Raw genomic sequence first — 23258 nt, 5'->3', positions numbered from 1 at the left:
TACAACTGCATTGGTTTACCGATCATTGACGAAATTGCGCCGGTTGGCTGCGTTAAGTTTTTTTGCATCGAACTCCCAGCATGAGCCCACAAGCTTACGAATCCCTGAATTCCGTAGAAGCCATTGTCGACGGCGCAAGGCACAGCGGCACGTATCGGGTGATGACCGGGTCAGTCATTGTCTATTACGAAGGCGAGGTCAAATTCGCTTCGGTCGGGATGGACCGACCGGAACTGGTCGCGAAGTGGCTCCTGACGGATCTCGTCCAGCGAGCAGAGTCGGGCACGCGGAAGCGCCCACTCGACTGAGAACGTCTTCCGAATCCCTGAATCCCGTTGAAATCCTCGCGGGTGCCGCCACGCACAGCGGCACGTCTGCGCGCGCGTCCCCCATGGGGTGCCCTCGTCCGCCCCTTTCTTTCCTCGCCTCACCCCCTCGCTCCCCCCGTTCAGGGGATGTTCCGCCCCCTTGTCTGAGCCGAAGATGACGTCATTCGGGATGTCACTGTCCACCAAGTAGTACGACAAATCTGTGCCAGCCCGCCATCCACTACCAGACTCAAGGAGAGATTGATGCAGGACGACGTGCAGAAAGCGGCGACTTCGGCCCATGCCTATCCGCTGTTGATCAAGCAACTGCTGCATACGCCATGCGTTCAGGCGCTGGACCAGGAGATCGTCTACCGCGGGCAGCTGCGGATGACCTATTCGACGCTTCGTGAGCGCATCGCGCGCCTCGCCAGCGGCCTGAAGGGGCTAGGGGTGCAGCATGGCACCACGGTCGCTGTGATGGACTGGGACAGCCATCGCTATCTGGAGTGCTACTTCGCCGTGCCGATGATGGGCGCCGTGCTGCAGACGGTCAATGTGCGTCTTTCCCCCGATGAAATCGCGTATACGATCGACCATGCCGGCGCCGAGGTGCTGCTCGTGCACACCGACTTTCTGCCGGTCGTCGAATCGATCAAGGACAAGCTCAAGAACGTGCACACCTTCGTCTATATCGACGAGCCGGACAGTGTGGCCGCCGCACATTCGATCGACTTCGTGGCGGAATACGAAGCGATGCTGGCGCAGAGCGAAGCGCACTACGACTTTCCCGATTTCGACGAGAACACCCGCGCCACGACGTTCTACACGACGGGCACGACCGGCCTGCCGAAAGGCGTCTACTTTTCGCATCGTCAACTCGTGCTGCATACGCTCACGCTGATGGCGGCGCTGGCGAGTCCCGTGTCCGGTCAGCGCTTCCATCGCGGCGACGTGTACATGCCGCTCACGCCGATGTTCCATGTGCACGCGTGGGGCATGCCCTATATCGCGACGGTCATGGGCGTGAAGCAGGTTTATCCAGGCCGCTACATGCCGGACCGCCTGCTGCACCTGGTGCGCGACGAAGGCGTCACGTTCTCGCACTGCGTGAGCACGATTTTGCACATGCTGCTCAACAACGCCGAGTCCGAGTCGGTCGACTTAAGCAAGTGGAAGATCGTGATTGGCGGCGGAGCCTTGCCGCAGGGCCTTGCGCGCAGCGCGCTCGAACGCGGCATCGACATCTTCGCCGGCTACGGCATGTCCGAGACGGGCCCCGTGCTGAGCCTCGCACAACTGCCGATGGGCAGCGAGGCGGTCGATCTCGACGAGCAGGTGCGCCTGCGCTGCAAGACGGGCTTCTCCGTTCCGCTCGTCGATCTGCGCATCGTCGACGAGGAGATGAACGACCTCCCGCGCGACGGCAAGGCCAGTGGCGAGATCGTCGTGCGCACCCCCTGGCTCACGCAGGGATACCTGAAGAATCCCGAGGCCTCGCAGCAGCTCTGGGCGGGCGGCTATCTGCATACGCAGGACATCGCCAATATCGATCCGACCGGCAATCTGCAGATTACCGACCGCATCAAGGACGTGATCAAGTCGGGCGGCGAGTGGGTGTCCTCGCTCGAGATCGAAAGCCTGATTTCGCTGCATGCAGCCGCGGCCGAAGTGGCGGTCATCGGCATCAAGGACGAGAAGTGGGGCGAGCGTCCCGTGGCGCTCGTCGTGCTCAAGCCCGGCGCCAAAGCCAGCGAGAACGACATCAAGCAGCACGTTATGACGTTCGCCACGTCGGGCCGGATCTCGAAGTACGCCGTGCCGCAGATCGTCAAGTTCGTCGATGCACTGAAGAAGACGAGCGTCGGGAAGATCGACAAGAAGTGGCTGCGCGAGCAGTTCGCCTGATCGGTCATTGAGAAGGTTAAAAGAGGAATATTCACCATGAGCATCAAGGGATACAGCATCGCCACGATCGACGAATTCGTGGGCCGCGAGTTGGGCGCATCGGATTGGGTCGTCGTCGATCAGGCACGCATTGACGCATTTGCACACTGCACGGGCGACCGGCAATGGATTCACGTGGACGTCGAGCGCGCCAGACGCGAGAGTCCGTTTGGCGGCACGATCGCGCACGGCTATCTGACGCTTTCGCTGCTGGCCGCGCTCGCCATGGAGATCGGCCTGATTCCGGAAGACGCGTCGGCGGGCCTGAACTATGGGCTGGACAAGGTGCGCTTCATGACGCCGGTGAAGGCGGGCGCCCGGGTGCGCAACCGGGTGAGCCTGGTGTCGGTGGAGAAGAAGAGCGGCGGGCGCATCATCGTCAAGACGATGAACGAACTGCAGATCGAAGGCGAAGACAAGCCCGCGCTGGTCGCCGAGACCCTCGCGATGCTCGTGGCGTAGTTCGGGCGTTCAAGGACGCACAATGCGTCGGATAAGGAGCAGGAAAATGGCTGCAATCCCGAAAGACAATTCGCATAACGAACAGATCGACGATATCTCGGCGTCGGCAACGGAAGGCATGCTCGGCCCCAATCCGTTTGTCGGGCTGCGGCCGTGCGATATCCTGGCCACGGCGCAGCAGATCGGCGCCCAGGCCGTGCGGCAGCCCGCGCTGCTGGTCGAACAGGAAGCGGCGCTCGTGCGTAATCTGCTGGCCGTGCTGGGCGGCAATGCGAAAAGCATGCCGCCCGCAGGCGACAAACGTTTCGCCGACCCCGCGTGGCAGGACAACACGTGGTATCGCATGGCGCTGCAGGGCTATCTGGTATGGCGCGACGCCCTGAGCGGTTTTGTCGACCGATCGGCACTGGACCCGAAGAGCAAGGAGCGCGCGCAATTCGTGATGTCGCTCTTCACCGATGCGCTTTCGCCCACGAACACGCTGCTCGGCAACCCGGCGGCGCTCAAGAAGGTCGTCGATTCGGGCGGCGCGAGCCTGATTGGTGGCCTGAAGAACGCCATGTTCGACATGCTGAAGAATCAGGGCATGCCCGCTCAGGTGGACAAGAGCGCCTTCGAGGTGGGCAAGAACCTCGGCACTTCGCCGGGCGCGGTGGTGTTTCGCAACGAAGTGCTGGAGCTGATTCAGTACAAGCCGGCCACGGAGCAGGTCTATGGCCGTCCGCAATTGATCGTGCCGCCGCAGATCAACAAGTTCTACGTGTTCGACCTCTCCGAAGGCAAGAGCATGGTCGACTACCTCGTGAAGAACGAGTTCCAGGTGTTCGCGGTGAGCTGGCGCAATCCCACGGCGGCCCAGAGCCACTGGGACATGGATACGTATGTCTCGGCGCTGCTGGAGGCCATCGAGGCGGTGCGCGACATCACCGGCAGCGAAGACGTGAACCTGCACGGCGCATGTTCCGGCGCGATGACGATCTCGGCGCTGCTCGGCCATCTCGCGAGCCGCGGCGAAAAGACGGTCAACGCCACCACGCTGATGGTCGCCGTGCTGGACAGCACCGCCGATTCGCAGCTTGGCCTTTTCTGCACGCCCGAAGCGATTGCGGCGGCCAAGCAGAACAGCCTTGCGCGCGGCGTGCTCGCGGGCGAGGAGATGGGGCGCGTGTTCGCGTGGATGCGGCCCAACGATCTGGTGTGGAATTACTGGGTCAACAATTACCTGCTGGGCAAGGCGCCGCCCGCGTTCGACATCCTCTACTGGAACAACGATACGACCCGCTTGCCCGCGCGCTTTCACGGCCAGCTGCTCGACATTTTCACGGGCAACCTGTTCAGCAAGCGCCACGCGCTTACGGTGCTCGATACGCCGATCGATCTCTCCGAGGTCACGTGCGACACCTACGTGGTGGCGGGCATGACGGATCACATCACGCCGTGGAAGGGTGTTTACAACACGGCGCGGACGTTCGGCGGCAAGACACGCTTCGTGCTCAGCTCGAGCGGTCATATCCAGAGCCTGATCAACCCGCCGGGCAATCCGAAGGCGAAGTACTTCATGAACCCGGAACTGCCTGCGGATGCGGATGCGTGGCTCGCAAGCGCCACGCCCGAAAAGGACTCGTGGTGGGGCAACTGGCGCGAGTGGCTGGCCAGCCGCTCGGGCGAGCGCCGCAGCGCGCCGGCATCGCTTGGCAACGAGCGTCACGCTGCGCTCGCCGACGCACCGGGAACGTACGTGACCGAGGCCTGATATACGACCCGTCGTTCTTACGCTGTGCATTGTTTTTTCAACGCAGTACTAATGGAGCTTTAGTTATGGAATCTACCAATCCGACTCATCTTTTCGCCGAATACACGAAGGTTCTCGGCCAGTTCAAGCTGCCGGGTGTCGATGTGGCCGCTATTCTCGAATCGCGCCGCAAGGACATCGAGGCGCTGGCCCAGGCCAACAACGCGGCGCTCGCGGGCGTGCAGTCGCTTGGTCTGAAGCAGGCCGAGATCCTGCGCACGACCATGACCGAGCTGCAGTCGCTCGTGGCGAAGCTGGGCGCGCAAGGCGCGGCGCCGGGTGCGAATGCCGGCGAAGTCGTGCAGCAGGCGCTGCATAAGGCGCTCGTCGACATGCAGGAACTCGCGGATACGGCTTACCGTGCGCAGTCGGACAGCATCGCGGTCGTGACGAAGCGTGTGGCCGAGCACGTCGAGGAGCTGAAGGCGCTCCTGCAGCCGAAGAAGTAAGAGGGTACGGCGATGCAAACGCCGACGTTTCCAATGACGCGTCCCGCAGCGACACACCCGTGCAAGAGGTCGAGCAGATGAGAGCAGAGGCTTGCAGTCCCGATTCGAGCGGTGGCCCGGCCAGCATGCAGATCCAGACCGTCGACATTGACGGTCAGGTCCTGCGCGTGGGCGTCCGTCACGGAAGCGACGCTTCCCCGCCGCTGCTCCTCTTCAACGGCATCGGCGCGAATCTCGAGCTGGTGGAGCCGTTCGTCGAGGCGCTGGAGGACGTGGGCGTCGTCATCTTTGACGTGCCCGGTGTCGGTGGATCGCCCGTGCCGCTCGTGCCGTACCGCTTCTCGACGCTTTCCGTGCTCGCGGACAAGCTCCTGACGCGGCTTGGCTACGACGGTCCGGTCGATGTGCTCGGGGTTTCGTGGGGCGGGGCGCTCGCGCAGCAGTTCGCGCGTCTCTACCCCACGCGTTGCCGCAGGCTCATTCTTGCGGCGACGTCGCCGGGCGTCGTCATGGTGCCGGCGCGGCTCTCGGTGCTCGCGAAGATGATCGGACCGCGCCGCTACACCGACCGCAGCTATATGAAGGAGGTGGGCGCCGAGATTTATGGCGGTGCTTACCGGCGCGATCCCAGGTTGCTGGAGGAGCATAGCCGCCATATCCATCCGCCGCGCGGCCGAGGCTACCTCTATCAGCTGCTGGCCGCGTCCGGCTGGACCAGCCTGCCGTGGCTCGGTGCGCTGCGTCAGCCCACGCTCGTGATGCACGGCAACGACGACCCCATCGTGCCGCTGACCAACGCGAAAATCCTCGCGGCCCGCATCCGCAACTCGACGCTCTACGTGATCGACGACGGCCATCTGTTCCTGATCGCGCGTGCGAAGGAAGTCGCGCCTGTGGTGCGCCGTTTCCTGCGCGAGGAACTGGCGTGAACGAGTCAGTCAGCGAACAAGTCAGCGCGATGACCGACGGCGAAGAAAGCCCGCTGAATGCGGCTGACCAGGCACTGGTAGAGCGCAAGACGCTGCGTCTCAAACGCATGCAGCGCACCGCGACAGGTCTGCTCGCGGTCGTGTTCGCGGTGCTGCTCGCATGCGTTTTCCTGCAGGCGAAATATCCGTGGCTGGCCGGGCTTCCCTGGCTCAGGGCATTCGCTGAAGCCGGCACGGTGGGTGCCATCGCCGACTGGTATGCGGTGGTCGCGCTGTTCCGGCGGCCGTTCGGCCTGCCGGTTCCGCATAGCGCGATCATTCCACAAAACCAGCAGCGCATTGCGGAGAGCCTCGGCAAGTTCGTCGAGGCCAATTTCCTTGCGCCCGAGCTCATCATAGGCCGCCTGAGCGGTCATAACGCCGCGCAGGCGCTGGCCGTGTGGCTCGCCGAGCCGCGCAACAGCCGCGCCGTCGGCGACGTGGTGGCTGACTCGCTGCCGCGCCTGCTGAACGGCATCGACGACACACAGGTCGAGCAATTCTTCGAGCGCGTGGCCACGCCGCAACTGCGCACGCTCGACGTTTCCCGCGCCATCGGCGAGGTCCTCGAGGTCCTGACCGAAGGCAATCGTCACCAGCCGCTGCTGGACCGGGGGCTGGCAGGACTGGAGCAATGGCTCGCAGCCAACGTGGACCTCATCAAGGCCAAGTTCAGCGAAGCGTCGCGCTACACGCCCGCGCCGCTCGACGCGTATATCGTGAGGAAGTTCGTCGAGGGCATCGTCGCGCTGCTGCATGAAGTGGCGGCGAGCCCGGAGCACGAGCTTCGACACCAGTTCGACGAAGCGGTGCAGGACCTGATCGTCCAGTTACAGCGTTCGCCCGTGTACCGGCGTTTTGGCCGGTCGCTGATGCGCGACTGTCTCCGCCATTTCAGAAACGAGGCCTATGCACAGCGCTTGCTGGATCACGTGCGCGCGCGCGTGATCGCCGATGTCGAACGTGACGATTCCATCGTGCGCGGCGCGCTGGCAGGCGTGCTCGCAACGCTCGGCAAGAGCGTGAGCGAGGAGAGCGCGATCCAGCACAAGCTCAACGCGTGGTGGCTGGAACTGGCGCGCGAGCTGGTGGTGCGCTATCGCCATCGACTCTCGGCGCTGATCACCGACGTCGTGAAGGGCTGGAACGCGCAGGAGGTCAGCAGCAAGATCGAGGCGGAGATCGGCCGCGATCTGCAATATGTGCGGATCAACGGCACGCTGGTGGGCGGGATGGTCGGCGTGTTCCTGCATGGGCTCGCGCTCGTCATTGTGACGTGACGCGCCGCACGATTCAGACGCTCCCGACCAACCCCAACGATTGCGCCCGCGCCACCGCCTGCGCGCGCTTGTCCACCGAGAGCTTCACGAAGATGCTCTTCACGTGCGATTTGACGGTCTCCGGCGCGATGCCGAGCGTGCGCGCGATTTCCTTGTTCGACTGGCCGTGCGCAATCAGCCCGATGATGTCGCGCTCGCGTGCACTGAGCGCCTCGCGCTCCGCATTGCGCGCGCGCGTGTCGCCTGGCTGGTACAGTGCGCGGCTGCCGTCCAGCAGACGATCGACGTAGGCCAGCAGCGCCTTCGCTTGCGCCTCGCCGCGCAGCGCGTCGCGCACGGCCTGGAGCAACGGCACGATCTGCGGCCCCTGATCGACGATGGACTGGTAGAGCCCCGCGGGCGCCGCGGCCTTCAAGACTTGGCGGAAGGTCTCGACGGCCCGCGCGCGCTCGCCTGCCGCCATCCAGACGAGCGCGAGCACCGTGCGCAGGCGCAGCGCGAGATAGCAGCCGTGCCGGCACTCGATGGCTTGCAGAGAGGCCGTCAATGTGTCGGCGGCGTCCTGCGTGCGGCCCTGTTCCATCGCGAGATACGCGCGCGCGAGCCCACGGTAGGTGGCGATCTCGGGAGCCGCGGACGTTGCGGCAGCGCTGGCCGCATCCGCAAGCCGGTCGAGCTGCGCCACGCTGGCCGCGGCTTCCACGATGCGGCCTTCGGCGAGGTTGAGCCGCGTGCGTTCGACGAGGGCGCCGGCGCTCAGGCGGTCCCATTTGCGCGCGTAGGCCAATGCCTGCGCCCGATCGATCAACGCATAGGCCTGCACGGTTTCCGAACGCGCCCCGGCGGTGCGGATCAGCATCCGGTAGGCCATCAGGGCGCTGTCGAGCAGCACGGCCGCGTCGATCACGGGCATCAGGTCGCTCACCAGCGCCTCGGCTTCGTCCAGCCGGCCTTGCTCGTAGCGCAGCTGCCCGATCATCGGCGCGACCTGTGCGACGGCGATGGACTTTGGGCCGGCATGCTGCTCCGCGAGCCGCATGGCTCCCTGAAAATAGCGCTCGGCCAGCGGGAAGTGCAGTTGCTGCATCTCCACGTGGCCCAGCAGCGTGAGCCGGTAGACCGACGCGAACACGTTGCGCGAATCTTCCTCGATCGAATACGGAACCCATGGCACCGCGTAGAGCGCTTCCAGATTGCCCGTTTTCCAGTGCGCGAAGCGCACGACGTTGGAGACCACGTTGGTGGTCCAGATATCGGTCGATGGCCGTTCGAGGCAGGTTTGCGCAAGCGCGAGGCAGGCGTGCGCGTCGTCCTGAAGGGCGGCTACGACGGAGCGGATTGCCTGGCATTCCCAATGAACTGGCTCGGAATCGGTCGATGCATCAGCGCCCGACGCATCGGCGTCTTTCTCGATCGTGTCGAGCATGGCGAGCGCTTCGCCGAAGCGCATGGCAAGCGCCATGCCCCAGGCGATGGCGAGCGTGACCTTGATCTGCGAGCGCATCAGGTGCGCCGGGAACTGCCGCTGCCAGCCGAGCAGCGTGAGCAGGTCGCCTTTCGTCACCAGCGCCATGGCGCAGCGGCCGATCAGCGAGACCGCCTCTTCCGTATCTCCCGCGGCGATGGCATGCCTGACCGCGTCGGTCCATTGCGCCTCCTGCGCGTACCACTGGCAGGCGCGGCGATGCAGGTCGGCGACCTCGTCGCGGTGCTGCGTTTGTAGGCGACGGTGCAGGTATTCGCCCATCAGATGATGGAAGCGGAACCAGCTGCCGTCGAGATCGAGCGGTTCGAGCAGCAACTGGCGCGCGGCGACCGACTCCAGCATGGCCTGGCTCGTCCTGACGCCGGTGAGCGCCTCGCACAGCGGCGCGCTCAGCCGCTCGAGTATCGAGGTGCGCAGCATGAACTCGACCATGCCGCCCGGCAGGCGCTTGACCATGTCCTCCAGATAGGCCGCAAACGGGCGCGATGCGCCCGAGGCCGGCGCGACCTCCGCATACGGCTTATGAGCGGCGCGCGCCAGCACCGACGCGGAAATGCGCAATGCGGCGGCCCATCCCTCGGTGCGGGTAAAGAGCGACTTGATGCTGGATGCATGCAGCTTGCCCGGGCATTCGTGCTCGACAAAGCTTCGCGTTTCGTCGAAGTCGAAGCGCAACGTGGAGGCGTCGAGCTCCAGCAGGCTGTTGCGGGCTCGCAGGCGACCGAGCGGCAGCGGCGGGTCGGTGCGGGTGCAGATCACCACGTGGACGTGCGACGGCGCGTTTTCGACCAGAAACGACACCGCGTCGTGGATGGCCGGCAGGCTGATCAAATGGAAGTCGTCAAGGAAGATGCAGACCTCGTCGGCGACCTCGACGAGCTCGTTGATGAGCGTCGAGACGATCGCCTGCGCGGGCACCAGCGACGCCGCTGTCGTGAGCCCGATGGCCGACGCGCCGACGTTGTCGCACGCCTGCTGCAGGGCCTGCGCGAGGTGATAGAGGAAGCGCGCGGGCTCGTCGTCTTCGCTGTCGAGCGACAGCCACGCCACCAGAACACCCTCCCTGCGCAAGCGCTCGAGCCAGGTCAGCGCAAGCGAGGTCTTGCCGAAGCCCGCCGGGGCCTTGATGACGGTGAGACGTTTGTTCTCGGCCTCCCCGGCGAGGCAGACCAGACGCGGACGGTCGATCAGGCCCGCGGGCAGCCGGGGCGGAAAAATCTTCGTCGCGAGCAAAAGTGGAGGTCTGGCCGCGAATGCCCCTCCAGTCACCGCTCCTGACGCTTCGGTCACGTGCATGGGCTGCTCCGTGTCAGCGGGTTCGCCCCAGCTGCGTCCCCTTTTTTTCGATGGGTCACCCCTGTATGGGGGATATTGCACCGCGTCAGCCTGAGAGACCATGGCATCTAATGAAGCGGACGGAAAAATGATAGCCCAACTGCTACGAAGCGGGTGCGGTTGAGCGCGACGAATTACGTTGCAGCGCACAAGGCCCCAGCGTGTGAAGCACGGAGAACAGTTCGTTATCCAAACGATTGGCACGATCTAAAGGAGCGGAGCAGGCAATGAAAGTACTTGTACCAGTCAAGCGCGTCGTCGATGCAAACGGAAGAGTGCGCGTGAAATCCGACGGCAGCGGTGCGGATGTCGCAAACGTGAAGTTCTCGATGAACCCCTTCGACGAGATCAGCGTGGAGGAGGCCGTTCGCCTGAAAGATGCCGGCGCCGCGACGGAAGTGATTGCGGTGTCCTGCGGCGTGCAGGGCTGCCAGGAAACGCTGCGCACGGCGCTGCAGTCGAACCGCTGGAGCCGGCGCCTGAAATGCCCGGTGCCCGTTTCGTGAGCCAGCAACTGACACGCTCCGAGCGGCCGGAGCTGACCGCTGCGCGACGCGTGGTTTCAGGCGGACGCGGGATGGCGTCCGGAGAGAACTTTGCACTGCTCGAAGATATCGCCGGCAAGCTTGGCGCAGCGGTGGGCGCTTCGCGTGCGGCGGTCGACGCGGGGTTCGTGCCCAACGACTATCAGGTGGGGCAGACCGGCAAGGTGATCGCGCCGCAACTCTACGTCGCGGTGGGCATTTCGGTGCGATCCAGCATCTGGCCGGCATGAAGGACTCGAAGGTGATCGTTGCGATCAACAAGGATGAGGAAGCGCCGATCTTCCAGGTCTGCGATTACTGGATCGTCGGCGACCTTTTCGAGGTGCTGCCCGAACTCTCGCGCGAACTGGACAAACTGCAGCAAGGCTGACGAAGGAGCCGACCATGACGACCTATATTGCCCCCCTGCGCGACATGCGCTTTGTGATGAACGAACTGGCTGGCCTCGAGGCGATCGCGGAATTGCCCGGTTTCGATGACGTCTCGCCGGAGCTCGCCGATGCCGTGCTCGACGAGGCGGCGAAGTTTGCGACCGAAGTGCTCGATCCCCTCAACAAGCCGGGCGACGCGCAGGGTGCGCGCCTGACCGGGCATGGTGTGGCTGCTGCCGACGGATTCGCGCGTGCCTATGAGCAGTACGTTTCGGGCGGCTGGTGCGGCCTCGCCGGAGACCCGGATTTCGGCGGACAGGGCTTGCCAGAACTGATACATGCAGCCGCGGTGGAGATGTGGAATTCATCGAACATGTCATTCGCGCTGTGCCCGATGCTCACGGCGGGCGCAACGGAAGCGATCCGCCTGCACGGCTCGCAAGCGCTGAAGGAGCGCTATTTGCCGAACCTCGTGAGCGGCGAATGGACCGGCACGATGAACTTGACGGAGCCGCAAGCCGGCTCGGACCTCGCGGCGGTGCGCACGAAAGCCGTGCCTGAGGGGAAGCACTATCGTATCCATGGCCAGAAGATCTTCATCACGTGGGGCGATCACGACATGACCGGCAACGTGATCCACCTCGTGCTCGCGCGCCTTCCTGACGCGCCCGAAGGCGTGCGCGGCATCTCGCTCTTCCTCGTACCCAAGTTCCTGCTGAACGACGACGGCACGCCCGGCGCCAACAACGACGTGCGCTGCATCTCTCTTGAGCACAAGCTCGGCATTCATGCGAGCCCGACTTGCGTGATGAGCTTCGGCGAAAACGGCGGCGCGATCGGTTACCTGGTCGGCCAGGAGAACAAGGGACTGGCGCACATGTTCACGATGATGAACGAAGCGCGCCAGAAGGTGGGTATCCAGGGCCTCGCGATGGCGGAGCGCGCCTGGCAGCAGGCCCGCGAATACGCGAAGGAACGCGTGCAGGGGCGCCTCGCGAGCGGCAAGTCGCCCAACGCGGTGGCGATCGTGCATCACCCGGACGTGCGCCGCATGCTGATGACGATGAAGGCGCAGGTCGAAGCGATGCGGGCCTTTGCCTACGTGATGGCAAGCGACATGGATCGTGCGCACCGGCATCCCGACGGCGACGAGCGCGCGCGTCACCAGGCTCGCATCGATCTGCTGATCCCGGTGCTCAAGGGCTGGTGTACCGAACTGGGTGTCGAGATCGCGTCGATGGGAGTGCAGGTGCATGGCGGCATGGGCTACATCGAAGAAACGGGCGCTTGCCAGTTCCTGCGCGACGCGCGCATCGCGACGATCTACGAAGGCACGACCGGCATTCAGGCGGCCGATCTGGCCGGCCGCAAGCTGGCGGCCGATCGCGGCGCGGCGATGGTAGCGCTGATTGCGCAGATGCGCGAGGTGTTGCCCGCACTGGAGCGCAACGCCGATGCGCAAGTCGTATCGATTCGCACGCGTTTCGCTGCGGCTGTGCACGCACTCGAAGACGCTACCGCCTGGATGCTGGGCGCGTTCGCCAAAGACGCCGACGAAGCACTCGGCAGTTCGGCGGATTATCTGATGCTCGTGGGCTACGTGTGCGGCGGCTGGCAGATGGCGCGCGCGGCGGCAGTGGCGTCGCAGAAGCTGGCGGCGCAGGAAGATCCGGAGTTCTATCAAGCGAAGCTCGCCACCGCACGGTTCTACGCGGAAAAGATCCTGCCCAAAGCGTCTGCGTTGCTGGAGGCGATCAAAGCCGGTACATCGGGCGCGGTCGTCATCGAACAGCTGTAAAGCAGTTGCACGGAATTTTCAGAAACTTCCGTTTAATTCAATTCGGAATCCATGTCAAAATGAAAGTGAAGAAATTCGTATGTATCGCCCTGATACCCGGGGCGATATGCAGTAGCGCGATGGCCCAGAGTGCGGGCAGCCTCATCACCAGCGTGGGCGGGGCGTGGCTCGACTTCGGGCAATCGTCGGCGACACCCATGACAAGTATCACAGCGTTCGGCACATATACTTCGCCGGGCACGGGCGGGCAGATCCACAATACGTTCACCGCCGAACTCTCGATGACGTATTTCGTCACGGACCACATCGCGCTCGATCTGGCGAGCGGCATACCGCCCAAGCTCAAGCTCTATGCGCAGGGCAGGGTGACGCCAGTCGGGCCGAGCGGTCCGGGGCTCAACCTGGGCAACCTGCAGCCGCTCGCCACCACGCGATCATGGCCGCCGATCCTCTTCGTGAAGTATTACCTTGGGGATGCGCAGTCGAAATTCCGGCCGTTTGCGGGCGTGGGCGTGAATTACACATGGTATTCACATACCGAGCTCAATTCGACTTTTAGCGGCACATTGCAGCAGTTCGCCGGGCCGGGCAGCCATGTCGAGAGTTCCTTGAGTCCCTCCTGGAATCCAGCGTTCAATGCGGGCGCCTCGTACAATTTCAGCAAGAACTGGTACGCCACTGCGTCGGTCACCTATTTGCCGCTCAAGACGAATGCGAAAGTGACGGCCTATGCCGCCAATGGACAGCCTGCGCTCACGAACAAGACGCGAATCACGGCGAATCCATGGATTACGTTCGTGGGGGTGGGATACCGATTTTGATCAGACTGGATGCGCGACTCGTTCGGGCCGGCGCTCGCGCCTCTTCCATCGACATGGATAAGCGGCTAACACCATTGTGCAATTGAGTTGCGGACCGCTTTGCGCTTAAGCTTCTATTGCGGGTCGAGCCGGCGAGCCGATTGTTCAAGGAGAAGATGCTCGTGAAAGTCTCTCATTTGCCTCGATGCTTCGCCCTCGGCGCAGCGTTCGTCTCGAATGCGATTTATGCACAGGAGATCGGCGCCAGCCTCGATTGCCATCTCGGTCCCCACACGTTCATCGAGCAATTGGTCGATGAAAAGGAGATCGATCCTGTACCCATGAAAGTGTCGGCCAACTCGGTCAACGCGTACCGGCTCAGGCCGAATCAGAACTTGACGGCACTCGGATTCAAGGTGCGGACCGTCTTCGGCTTTTCCCCGAACGACGACATGTTCACCCAGAAAATCAGCGAAGGTGAAACGCCCCATCGCGTCTATGGTGTCGTCGTCATGGCAGGGAAAGAGGCGGTCAGCGAACGCATTCGCGAAACGGGTGGCCCGGCGACGGTAAGGGAAGTCATGCCGCTCGTCATGACCGCGGTCATTTGTGACAAATAGCCCTGCCCCGAACACGTCAAACCCCCTGAATCATTCCCGCCGGCCGGTCAGAATGGCGGGTGACACTCGAAGGTCAACTCCGTTCCTTGTTGTTCCAGTTCGCGCCCGCTGCGTATGAAATCCAACCGGGTGCCGACCTGCATGCCGCGTTTGGTGCAGTAGTCACTGGCGCTGCTGACGGCCTTTCGATATGCGCTGACCCACGACAGTCGAGCGCCCCGCGTACTGGCGGTGACGGTAAACACATTCGGCTTGTCGGTGGCGGCGACATCCGAAGTGCTCGTGCAGGCCGCCAGTGATAGGACACAGGCGGCGAGCGACGAGCAAATGAGCGGATTTTGCGATCCGCTCCGGGCGATGCCCGACAGGTCAAGGCTGCTCACAGCGACTGCTCGGATGCGACCGTCGCAGACGGTGCCTCGGCAATGGCCGCTGCGCGCTGCGCGAGAATCTTGACAATAAAGTCCCAGGCCATCATCAGGGCACCCACGGCGAACACGATGTCACCCGGCATGCGCATCCACTGCCAGAAGGTGGTGGTGCTGTAGAACTCGAGGCTTCGCGCATACGCATAGCCGTGCGTGTAAACCGCCAGCAGTTGCGGCCAGCCAACCGGGTAAAAGTTCAACGCGATCCACATTACGAGGCCGGCGTTGTAGAGCCAGAATGCCCATACGCCGCAGCGGTCGCTCCACGCGCGATGGCCGTTCAAATAGCGCAGGACCATGTAGATCAGACCAATGGCGAGCAACCCGAAGGCGCCGAACATCGACGTATGCGCGTGGTTCAGCGTGAGGAAGGTGCCATGCTCGTAATAGTTGACCAGCGGTGCATTGAGCGTGCCGCCGCCGAACACCCCGGCGCCCACGAAGTTCCAGAATGCAGAGCCGAGAATGTAGAGATAGGCAAGTCGATACGGGAAATCCTTTTCGTGCTGGATGTGACGCTGCTGCTCGATGGCTTCCAGCACCAGCAGGAACAGCGGCAAGACCTCGAGGAACGAGAACATGCTGCCGAAACTCACCCACAGGCTCGGTTCGCCTGCCCAGTACATATGATGGCCAGTGCCGAGCACCCCGCCGACCATAATGAGGATCCATTCGAACAGCACTGCGCGCTCAACCATCTGCCGCGACACCAGCTCCAGCGCCATGAGGAAGTAGCCGGTCACCGCTGCTGCGAACAACTCGAAGGCAAGCTCGACCCAGAGGTGCACGACCCACCAGCGCCAGAAGTCGGTGATCGAGAAAGACGGGTTGGGCGAGCCGAACGGAATCATGCCGAATACATAGAGCACCGTGACGCTCAGCGTGGCGGCCCAGAGAAGATGCTCGATGCGGAACAGGCCGTAGAGCGTTCCGCCGCTTTGCCTGAACAGGGCCTTGAGGGTGGGCCAGAATGCACGGAGCAATACCAGACACCAGACGGCGAGACCAGCAAAGAAGAGAACTTGCCAGAAGCGGCCCAGTTCGAGATACGACAGTCCCTGATTGCCGAACCAGAACCAGCGTGCACGGATGACGCCCATCACACCGAGATAGTCGCCGATCAGCGCCCCAGCCACGATGACTACCAGTACCCAGAAAATGAGGTTCACCAACGCACGCTGCCCGGCAGGTTCACGCTTGCCGATCAAGGGTGCGAGGAAGAGGCCCCCGGCGATCCAGCTCACGCCGATCCACACGATCGGCGCCTGCAGGTGCACGCTGCGCAAGGCGGCAAACGGCAGCCACTTGTCCACTTCGATGCCGTAAAAGCTGGTGCGATCGGTGTAGTAGTGCGCCATGATCGAACCCGCGAGGATCTGTACCAGCAGGACACCGGCCACCACCAGGAAATACTTCCAGAGCGCACGCTGGCTGGGCGTGGGTTCCCTGAAGCCTCGCAGCACCGGCTCGAAGGTTTCGGTCCCGGCCTTGGGCTCGATCCAGAGGCGAAAGATCATCAGGATCGCGCCGATCGCGAAAAATATCATCGTGAACGAAATCCACGTCCACTGGAACGTGGCAGCGGTGGGCGAGTTACCGACCAGGGGCTCGGGCGGCCAGTTGATGGTCCATGAGTAGTCCTTGCCGGGCCGGCGTGCGACGGTCGTGAGCGACGAATACAGGATGAAACTCGCGGTTTGCGTGGCGGTGGATGCGTCGAGCGAACGTGCCCCTGTATAGCCTTGTGCAAAGTTGTCGTTGAGCAGCGCTGCGCTGATGCGTGGTCGCAGCGCCTGAATCGCCTGAGCCACGCTGTCCGGAAGCACAACGTGCTGCTGACTCAGATCGATGCCCTGAAGTTGTGCCTGCATGGTACGCGTGACGCTTGCCTGCTGATCGGCCGTCGCGGTGTCAAACGACTTGCCGTAGCGAGATAACGCCAGATTGTTTCGCACCTCCTTCGCCAGCTCGACGAGGTACTTGGCGGTGAAATCTTCGCCAAAGTAGGAGCCCATGCCATACAGGCTGCCGAAATCCATCAGATCCGCTTGCTGAAATCCCGACTTGCCCGCGACGATGTCGGCGTAGCTCATCACCGGTGCGCGGTTGGGCGCGACCATCTGCAGTGGCAGTGGCGCTGCCTGCTGATAGGTGGCGCGCGTTGCCAGGATCATTCCCACCCAGCAGAGCGCGGTGACCACGATGAAAACCCAGATCAGGACCCGGCTCGTGCGATCTTGCGGACAACAATTGCCCGCGGTGAGCGGTTTTGCATTCATGGTTCCATTCCTTCGCGAAATGCCCGTGCACAGTCTTCGGCGATCAAATACTCGTTTGCGATTCCGAGTATCAGTCGTTTGCGGCTGCCAAGTGGCGGATTGGATAGATCTGCAGTGTGATCGGTTTAAATTTCAAAAAGTGATAAGGACTACAAATTCAGGTGACGGTCCGACACCTCGAGAATGGTCGAACTGACCGTCGACGCGATCATCACAACTGGGTCTCTGGCAGGGGCGAGACGGCCATACCAGACGCGGCCTCTCGATGAAGCGCAAGCCGCGGTAGGCGCTATCGCCGTGCCGCACCGACTGTATGCGGCAGGCTCACGCCACCTGCAAATCACTCGTGTGGTAAAGAACCAGTTGATCGTTCTTGCTGGATTCAGCAAAACTGCCTTTCAGATGTTCAACCCACGTTCTCACCTTTGCGTCGAGAAACATCTTCGACGCAAAGAGTGCGTAGATGTCAACATGTTCAAACTGGCAGGCAGGCAGGATGTGCACGAGGCGTCCATCGCGGAACGCATCAACGGCTGCATGTAGCGGCAGTAAGCCCACTCCCATCCCAAGTTCGAGGGCATTGGCAAGCGAAGACTGGGAACTGATGCACAGCCCGGGTTGGATAGAGACCGTTTCGCAGCCGTTTGACCCTTGCGACGTCAATTCGACACTGTCCGACCACGTGGGGGCGAGACAAACGAGACTATGGTTCGAAAGGTCGGCGAGCCGGTTGATCATGGGATGCACGTCGAGATAGTTTGGCGACGCGCACATCACACTGTAGGACCTGCCGAGGCGCGTGCCGATGAGCGACGAATCGCGCAGCACGCCGGTCGCCACGACCGCCATGTCGAATTCACTGGCAAGAAGGTTGACCGGAGAGTCCGATAGGGTCAGCCCAACTTGCACGGACGGATGCCTCTCCCGATAGGATCTCACTGCAGGTACCAGGTAGTGTTGCGCAAGTGATTGGGAGGCGTGAACCCTAAGGCAGCCTGTGGGACTGATGTGAATCGATTTGGCTTCAGCCTCTGCCTCGTCCAGCGCTTCGAGAATGGAGTGGCAACGCGCCAGATAGCGCTCGCCGGCGGGCGTCAAGGCAATCCGCCGCGTCGTGCGATGCAAGAGTCGTGTGGCTAGATGCTGTTCGAGATCGAAAATGAGCCGCGAGACTGAACCGGTACTCATGTTCAACTCCCGAGCCGCCAACGTATAGCTTGCGCCATCGGCCACACGCTCAAAAATTCGCATGCTCTTCAACAGATCCATAATAGTTTCTCCGCTCCGGACTTCAGTCCAAACCTCGATGAAAACCCTGTCGAAGGTTCGAGCCATCCATATCGATTCGTGCCGGATAAAAGGTAACGTAGAGGCGTTCCGGTGACAAATGTTGGATCGGATGTGGGGATCACGTGATAGGCCAGGTGAATCATACGTTCGTATAACCTTACGGAACGAAGTTTCGCTGCTCGGTAGCGGCTTCCCGGCAAGCGAGACGAAACGCCCTTTGCCGTGGCGCGTGCAGACCGGATTTTCGGACATGAATGGCACGCTCAGACCATCCAGGCCGTGGGGACAGGAATATTCTCACAGTATGGGGCCGTCGCATTTGCCAATACGGGGCGCGGGAGCAGTGACTGTCTTGAGCGCGCCGGGTCTGCGTTGGGCCGTATCACAGTTGCTGCCGGTGCGGGAAAACGAGATGCGTGCTGAGCCGGTTTCGGCTGTTACGAACATGAACCCTGCCGAAGGTCTGATCTCGATGGTATACGTGATCGACGACGACGAAGCGATGCGCGTTGCGCTCGTTGACCTGTTGCATTCAATCGGGCTGCCCGCTCAGGCGTTCCCGTCCTGCCGCGAATTTTCGGCATTCCATAAGGAGGACGTACCGAGTTGCCTGATTCTGGACGTCAGGTTGCACGGTGAGACTGGGCTCGCATTCCAGGATGAACTCGTGAAGAGCGGTATTCGGATGCCAATCATCTTCATGACCGGGTATGGCGACGTCGCGATGTCGGTGAAGGCGATGAAAGCCGGCGCAGTGGACTTTCTCCCTAAGCCTTTCCGCGACCAGGACATGCTGGACGCGGTCACCGATGCGTTGGCTTGCGATAACGAACGGCTCGCGTCCCAACGGGCGCTAGCCGCGCTACGCGCTTGCTACGATTCATTGAAGCCTCGGGAGCAGCAGGTGATGCTGTTCGTCGTGGATGGACTGATGAACAAGGAAATCGCCAGCCAGTTGGAGCTCAGCGAAATCACCGTCAAAATTCATCGAGCTCAGGTCATGAGAAAAATGGCCGCGCGCTCGGTCGCGGATCTCGTCAGAATGAGTGCAGCGCTTGGCATAGAGACGCCAAAAGGCAAGCCTGCATGGGTGGCGTGGGACGCGCAGGAAAGCTATTGATCTTCATCGCTTTCAGCGGCATTTCGAGCCGCTGTGTCGCTCGAATCAGTGCCTCTGTGCATACGCAATTGCTGCGGCGTAACACCCATTCTTCTGCGCATCACGCGGGTGAAGTGCGACGCATCCGCAAAGCCAGCGCGGCGTCCAATTTCACCCACCGTCATCCGCGAGAAAATCTTCGATTCGAGCATCCGCAGCGCACAGATCATCCTCGCGTCGAGCAACTGATCGGCGAAGGTCTGCTGGCATCCCGCCAGCGCTCGATGTAGTGTGCGCACCGAGATGCCGAGCGAGTCGGCAACAGCTTCGGCGGTCAGACCATGCTCGTGGCAGCGCTGGGCGAGGCAGTCGCTCACGCGATCCCGCAACGATCGCTCGGCAGGCTTGCTGTGGGGCTCTTGACCGCTCATCTCATGGGCGATGAGCGCGAGCAGGGCGCCCACCTGATCGGCGAGCACGCTGTGCGGGATAGGCGCGTTCGCAACCGCATCAGGCAACAGTTGGACCAGGTAGGCGGCAAGGGCGGCGCCCCAGTTGGAATTACCCGGAATGCGCCGACCAACAAGAGAGCCAACGTCGGGAATCCAACGTTTGAGCCACTCAACGGGAACGCCGATGTTGAGAAATTCGTACCAGCGCACGAGATCAATGCCGCAATTGAGGTCCGAATCGACGAGTACGAGGTCGCCGGGCGCGAGGCACAGATCGTTGCGATGCGAGACGTGATAGGTGTTATTCAGGCTCATCATCAAGTGATACTGGCGCTTGCCGCTGCGCGCCAGTTCGCTGCGTCCCCGGCCGCAGGTGTGCGGAGTGCCCGACTGCCGCACGACCGTCAGCGGACCACAGGCCACCACAGTCATGTTCGCTTCGAACTCGCGTGGATTGCTTGTCCGGACATACAGGGGGATCATTGCCGAGGTCAGCACATCCGCCCAGACGTCAAGGCGTTGGGGGGCAGGCAGGTCACGGGTCGACCACCGCGCGACCTCTGCAATTCCACTGCCGTTCATGAGCGAATCCCCTGGGTTGGGTGGGAAAAGGGCTGCCACGCCGCCACAAGAAGTATAGGCGCTAGCCTCGACGAGGTACCGGATTGCGGCGTTGTAGCGAAATCCTTACTACAGGATCGCGAGGAAAGGCTAAGGCTGACGTAAAGCATGGTTCAGCCACCGCTCCAGCTCGTCGGGGTCCATCGGCTTTTCGAGCAAGGCAAACGCGCCGGTCGCGAGAACTTCGGCGCGCAGAGAGGCAGTTGGACCCGCGGTGATGAAAACGACGGGAGGCGCGAGTCCCAGTTCGAGAAGGCGGCTATACATCGCCAACCCGGACATACCCGGCATCTTGATGTCCGAGATGAGGAATGCCGTGTTGTGAACGTCCTCCGAATGCAGGAATTGCTCCGCGGAATCGAATGCCCGCACGATCCACCCGAATGCTTGCACGAGGCGCGCAGTCGCCGAGCGGAAAGGCTCATTGTCATCGACGATGGAAACGACCTGGGGCGCACGCATGCAGCGATCCCTCAACTAGCTTTGCTCAGTGAGCGCTACGCAATCGTGCATCAGTACCAGGCTGCGAGCCAAGCAATGAAGATTGTTCGTTGTTGTGATCGGCTTACACCAAAGTATGACGCGCCTGGCACTTCGTATGGGCAGCGCTGGTGCATGCCATCGAGACTTCGCCCGCTGAACTGCATTCCGTTCGATTCTCCCATCGTCGACTTGATTACGGTACGGGAAAATCGGGCGGATTAGTGCGTAGATAGTGAGTGACCGGCAATCGCGGTGGTGGTGAAATTGTCCACGAGTTGAACAATTCGTGTGGAATCCACAGACTCATGGAACAGACACTTGCACAACAATCGTTCGAAACGATTGTCTATGAACAGCGCAACGCTGCCGCTGTCATCACGCTGAATCGCCCCGAGGTCCTCAATGCGCTGAACCAGAAAGCCATTCGTGAATTGAAAGCGGCATTCGAATGCGCGCGGGACGATGCGCGTATTGGCGGGGTTATCGTGACCGGTGCAGGCGATCGTGCATTCATTGCGGGAGCGGACATCGGCGAACTGACCACCGCAACGCCTGTCGAGGCCGTGCATGCAGCACGCGCCGGGCAGGCCTTGCTCGATCTCGTCGATAACCTGGGTAAGCCTGTCATCGCGGCAGTCAATGGTCTCGCGCTCGGCGGCGGATGTGAAACGGCGTTGGCGTGCACGATCCGGCTCGCAACCCCGACCGCGAGATTCGGACAGCCCGAGATCAAGCTCGGTCTCATTCCCGGCTTCGGCGGAACGCAGCGCCTTCCTCGCGTGGTCGGCAAGAGCGTTGCCCTGCAACTCATCCTCACTGGCGAAATGATTCCGGCAGAAGAAGCACTGCGCATCGGGCTCGTGAGCGAAATCGTCGAGCCATCGAAATTGATCGACCGCGCGCAAGAGATCCTCGCGAGGATCAACGCGAATGCGCCGCTTTCGGTGCGCCATGCGATCGCGGCCGTCAATCGCGGTCTCGATGGCTCGCTCTCTGAGGGGCTTGCGCTCGAAGCGGCCTTGTTTGGGGTTTGTGCCTCCACTGACGACAAGGCGGAAGGCACGAAAGCCTTCCTGGAAAAACGGCCTCCGAAGTTCACAGGTCGATAAAACGCGGCTCTCGCCACTCCCTTCGCGATCGGCTGCGCCGCGCGCGCAAGCTATGGGAAGCGGGGCAGATCAAAATTATGGAGGTGACTCGATGAACGTCGGCAATCACATCTTCTCCGGTTTGAAGGTGCTCGACCTTGCGAGCTACATTGCGGGCCCTGCTGCGACGACGATCCTTGCCGACTTCGGCGCCGACGTGATCAAGGTCGAGCCGCCGGGCACCGGGGACGTCTACCGCTACTTTTCGGCGATGCCGCCGAACCCGACGAGTGACGTCAACTATGCATGGCAACTGACGAACCGCAACAAGCGCGGCATTGCGATCGATCTGAAGAAGCCCGACGCCAAAGAAGTGCTGCATCGCCTCGTGCGCTGGGCCGACGTGGTCGTCGTGAACTTTCCGCCGCGCGTCAAGGCGTCGCTCGGTTGCACCTATGAGAACTTTGCGACGCTCAACGACAAGCTCATCTACGCCGACGTCACGGGGTATGGCTCCGAAGGCCCGGAGGCCGACACGCCCGGATTCGATGTCACCGCATACTGGGCGCGCTCCGGCTTGATGGAAGTCACGCATGACGCCGGCAGTCCGCCGACGCTGCCGATCCCGGGCATTGGCGACCACGCAACGGCCACGACGCTCTATGCGGCGATCGTGACCGCGCTCTACGTGCGTGCCACGACCGGCAAGGGCAGCCATGTCTCGACCTCGCTGATCGCCAACGGCATCTGGGCCGCGGGCGCGTGGGTCGAAGGCGGGCTGAACGGCGGCCACTTCTTCGCACAGCACGACCGCAAGTCGCCGCCCAATGCGCTGCTCAATCCTTACCAGACCGCCGACAAGCGCTGGATTCTGCTCGTTGCGGCGCAGCGCAAGGACTGGCCGGGCTTCTGCAAGGCGATCGGCAAGCCCGACCTGCTGGAGGACCCGCGCTTCCTCGACGAGAACCGCATCGCCAATTCCGCACAACTGGTCGAGATTCTCGACCCGATGTTCGCGAGCCGGCCGCTCGCGTACTGGAAGCACTTGCTCGATGCCGGCCGCGTGATCTTCGGTGTCGTTCAGGTCGCGAGAGAAATCATCGACGACCCGCAATTGCCGGCCAACGGGATCGTCGTACCGATCGCGCAGCCCGGCGGGAAGGAAGCCCGCACCGTCAGCAGCCCGTTTCAGGTGTTCGGCTCGCCGAAAGTGAAGCCCACGGCGGCCCCGCAACTCGGTGAACACGGTGCGCAGATCCTGCAGGAACTGGGATTCGGCGAAGCCGATATCACACGGCTGAACGATGCGGGCGCGGTCGCACGATTCAAGGGCGCGTCGTGAGCGAGGCCACGCCTT

At 62.4% G+C, this 23258-nt stretch carries 19 protein-coding genes and 2 pseudogenes; 15 read left to right on the top strand and 6 right to left on the bottom strand.

Features of this window, described 5'->3' with window-relative positions; all coding sequences use genetic code 11:
• Positions 1–80: 80 nt before the first annotated feature.
• The 7 genes from AB3X95_RS27355 to AB3X95_RS27325 all read left to right on the top strand — a co-directional run bounded on the left by AB3X95_RS27355 (position 81) and on the right by AB3X95_RS27325 (position 7206).
• Positions 81–308 carry a hypothetical protein gene (locus AB3X95_RS27355; RefSeq protein WP_176123075.1) on the top strand — a complete coding sequence of 76 codons (228 nt, stop codon included), beginning with the start codon at positions 81–83 and terminating at the stop codon, positions 306–308.
• 264 nt (positions 309–572) lie between these two features.
• Positions 573–2216, top strand: a complete 1644-nt coding sequence (locus AB3X95_RS27350; protein ID WP_368623035.1) for a fatty acid--CoA ligase — start codon at positions 573–575, stop codon at positions 2214–2216.
• A gap of 36 nt (positions 2217–2252) precedes the next feature.
• Positions 2253–2717, top strand: a complete 465-nt coding sequence (locus AB3X95_RS27345; RefSeq protein WP_176123073.1) for a MaoC family dehydratase — start codon at positions 2253–2255, stop codon at positions 2715–2717.
• Positions 2718–2763: 46 nt separating this feature from the next.
• Positions 2764–4470, top strand: coding sequence for an alpha/beta fold hydrolase (locus AB3X95_RS27340; RefSeq protein ID WP_368623034.1), 1707 nt, complete (start codon positions 2764–2766; stop codon positions 4468–4470).
• Between the two features lie 65 nt (positions 4471–4535).
• Positions 4536–4958 carry a TIGR01841 family phasin gene (gene phaP / locus AB3X95_RS27335; protein ID WP_368623033.1) on the top strand — a complete coding sequence of 141 codons (423 nt, stop codon included), beginning with the start codon at positions 4536–4538 and terminating at the stop codon, positions 4956–4958.
• 77 nt (positions 4959–5035) lie between these two features.
• A complete protein-coding gene (gene phaZ / locus AB3X95_RS27330) occupies positions 5036–5887 on the top strand; it encodes a poly(3-hydroxyalkanoate) depolymerase (RefSeq protein ID WP_176123070.1) in 852 nt (283 codons plus the stop codon).
• A gap of 140 nt (positions 5888–6027) precedes the next feature.
• On the top strand, positions 6028–7206 hold the full coding sequence (locus AB3X95_RS27325; protein WP_368623032.1) for a DUF445 domain-containing protein: 1179 nt from the start codon (positions 6028–6030) through the stop codon (positions 7204–7206).
• A gap of 13 nt (positions 7207–7219) precedes the next feature.
• Here AB3X95_RS27325 and AB3X95_RS27320 read toward each other — a convergent pair whose 3' ends face one another.
• Positions 7220–9925 (bottom strand): LuxR C-terminal-related transcriptional regulator, encoded by a 2706-nt coding sequence (locus AB3X95_RS27320; protein WP_368623031.1) that lies wholly within the window; start codon positions 9923–9925, stop codon positions 7220–7222.
• A 329-nt stretch (positions 9926–10254) separates the two neighbouring features.
• Between AB3X95_RS27320 and AB3X95_RS27315 the strand changes: the two are divergent.
• The 5 genes and pseudogenes from AB3X95_RS27315 to AB3X95_RS27295 all read left to right on the top strand — a co-directional run.
• Positions 10255–10482: pseudogene (locus AB3X95_RS27315) on the top strand (electron transfer flavoprotein subunit beta/FixA family protein); the annotation flags it as partial.
• A gap of 38 nt (positions 10483–10520) precedes the next feature.
• Positions 10521–10942: pseudogene (locus AB3X95_RS27310) on the top strand (electron transfer flavoprotein subunit alpha/FixB family protein); the annotation flags it as partial.
• Between the two features lie 14 nt (positions 10943–10956).
• Complete coding sequence (locus AB3X95_RS27305; protein WP_368623030.1) at positions 10957–12741, top strand: acyl-CoA dehydrogenase C-terminal domain-containing protein; 1785 nt, start codon at positions 10957–10959, stop codon at positions 12739–12741.
• Between the two features lie 59 nt (positions 12742–12800).
• Complete coding sequence (locus tag AB3X95_RS27300; RefSeq protein ID WP_368623029.1) at positions 12801–13562, top strand: OmpW family protein; 762 nt, start codon at positions 12801–12803, stop codon at positions 13560–13562.
• Positions 13563–13723: 161 nt separating this feature from the next.
• On the top strand, positions 13724–14161 hold the full coding sequence (locus AB3X95_RS27295) for a hypothetical protein (protein WP_368623028.1): 438 nt from the start codon (positions 13724–13726) through the stop codon (positions 14159–14161).
• A gap of 47 nt (positions 14162–14208) precedes the next feature.
• On the opposite strand, the gene AB3X95_RS27290 is transcribed toward AB3X95_RS27295, so the two are convergent.
• The 3 genes from AB3X95_RS27290 to AB3X95_RS27280 all read right to left on the bottom strand — a co-directional run bounded on the left by AB3X95_RS27290 (position 14209) and on the right by AB3X95_RS27280 (position 18137).
• On the bottom strand, positions 14209–14544 hold the full coding sequence (locus AB3X95_RS27290; protein ID WP_368623027.1) for a hypothetical protein: 336 nt from the start codon (positions 14542–14544) through the stop codon (positions 14209–14211).
• Positions 14541–16868 carry a nitric-oxide reductase large subunit gene (locus AB3X95_RS27285; RefSeq protein ID WP_368623026.1) on the bottom strand — a complete coding sequence of 776 codons (2328 nt, stop codon included), beginning with the start codon at positions 16866–16868 and terminating at the stop codon, positions 14541–14543. Before AB3X95_RS27285 ends, AB3X95_RS27290 begins: the two co-directional genes overlap by 4 nt.
• 324 nt (positions 16869–17192) lie before the next feature.
• Complete coding sequence (locus tag AB3X95_RS27280) at positions 17193–18137, bottom strand: LysR family transcriptional regulator (RefSeq protein WP_368623025.1); 945 nt, start codon at positions 18135–18137, stop codon at positions 17193–17195.
• Positions 18138–18570: 433 nt separating this feature from the next.
• On the opposite strand from AB3X95_RS27280, the gene AB3X95_RS27275 reads away from it, so the two are divergent.
• On the top strand, positions 18571–19278 hold the full coding sequence (locus AB3X95_RS27275; protein WP_176123204.1) for a response regulator transcription factor: 708 nt from the start codon (positions 18571–18573) through the stop codon (positions 19276–19278).
• Here the strand turns inward: AB3X95_RS27275 and AB3X95_RS27270 are convergent.
• A complete protein-coding gene (locus AB3X95_RS27270) occupies positions 19272–20291 on the bottom strand; it encodes an AraC family transcriptional regulator (RefSeq protein WP_176123063.1) in 1020 nt (339 codons plus the stop codon). The two genes, AB3X95_RS27275 and AB3X95_RS27270, sit on opposite strands and share 7 nt — an antisense overlap.
• Before the next feature lie 129 nt (positions 20292–20420).
• Positions 20421–20792, bottom strand: a complete 372-nt coding sequence (locus tag AB3X95_RS27265) for a response regulator transcription factor (RefSeq protein WP_176123062.1) — start codon at positions 20790–20792, stop codon at positions 20421–20423.
• Positions 20793–21118: 326 nt separating this feature from the next.
• On the opposite strand from AB3X95_RS27265, the gene AB3X95_RS27260 reads away from it, so the two are divergent.
• Positions 21119–21922, top strand: coding sequence for an enoyl-CoA hydratase-related protein (locus AB3X95_RS27260; protein WP_176123203.1), 804 nt, complete (start codon positions 21119–21121; stop codon positions 21920–21922).
• A 91-nt stretch (positions 21923–22013) separates the two neighbouring features.
• A complete protein-coding gene (locus AB3X95_RS27255; protein WP_368623024.1) occupies positions 22014–23243 on the top strand; it encodes a CaiB/BaiF CoA transferase family protein in 1230 nt (409 codons plus the stop codon).
• The last annotated feature ends 15 nt before the right edge of the window (positions 23244–23258 follow it).

The sequence above is a fragment of the Paraburkholderia sp. BR13444 genome (genome assembly GCF_040948755.1).
GTDB classification, from domain to species: Bacteria; Pseudomonadota; Gammaproteobacteria; order Burkholderiales; family Burkholderiaceae; genus Paraburkholderia; species Paraburkholderia youngii.
The sequence above is the reverse complement of the archived record's forward strand: the minus strand, read 5'-3'. Positions and strand labels throughout refer to the sequence as shown.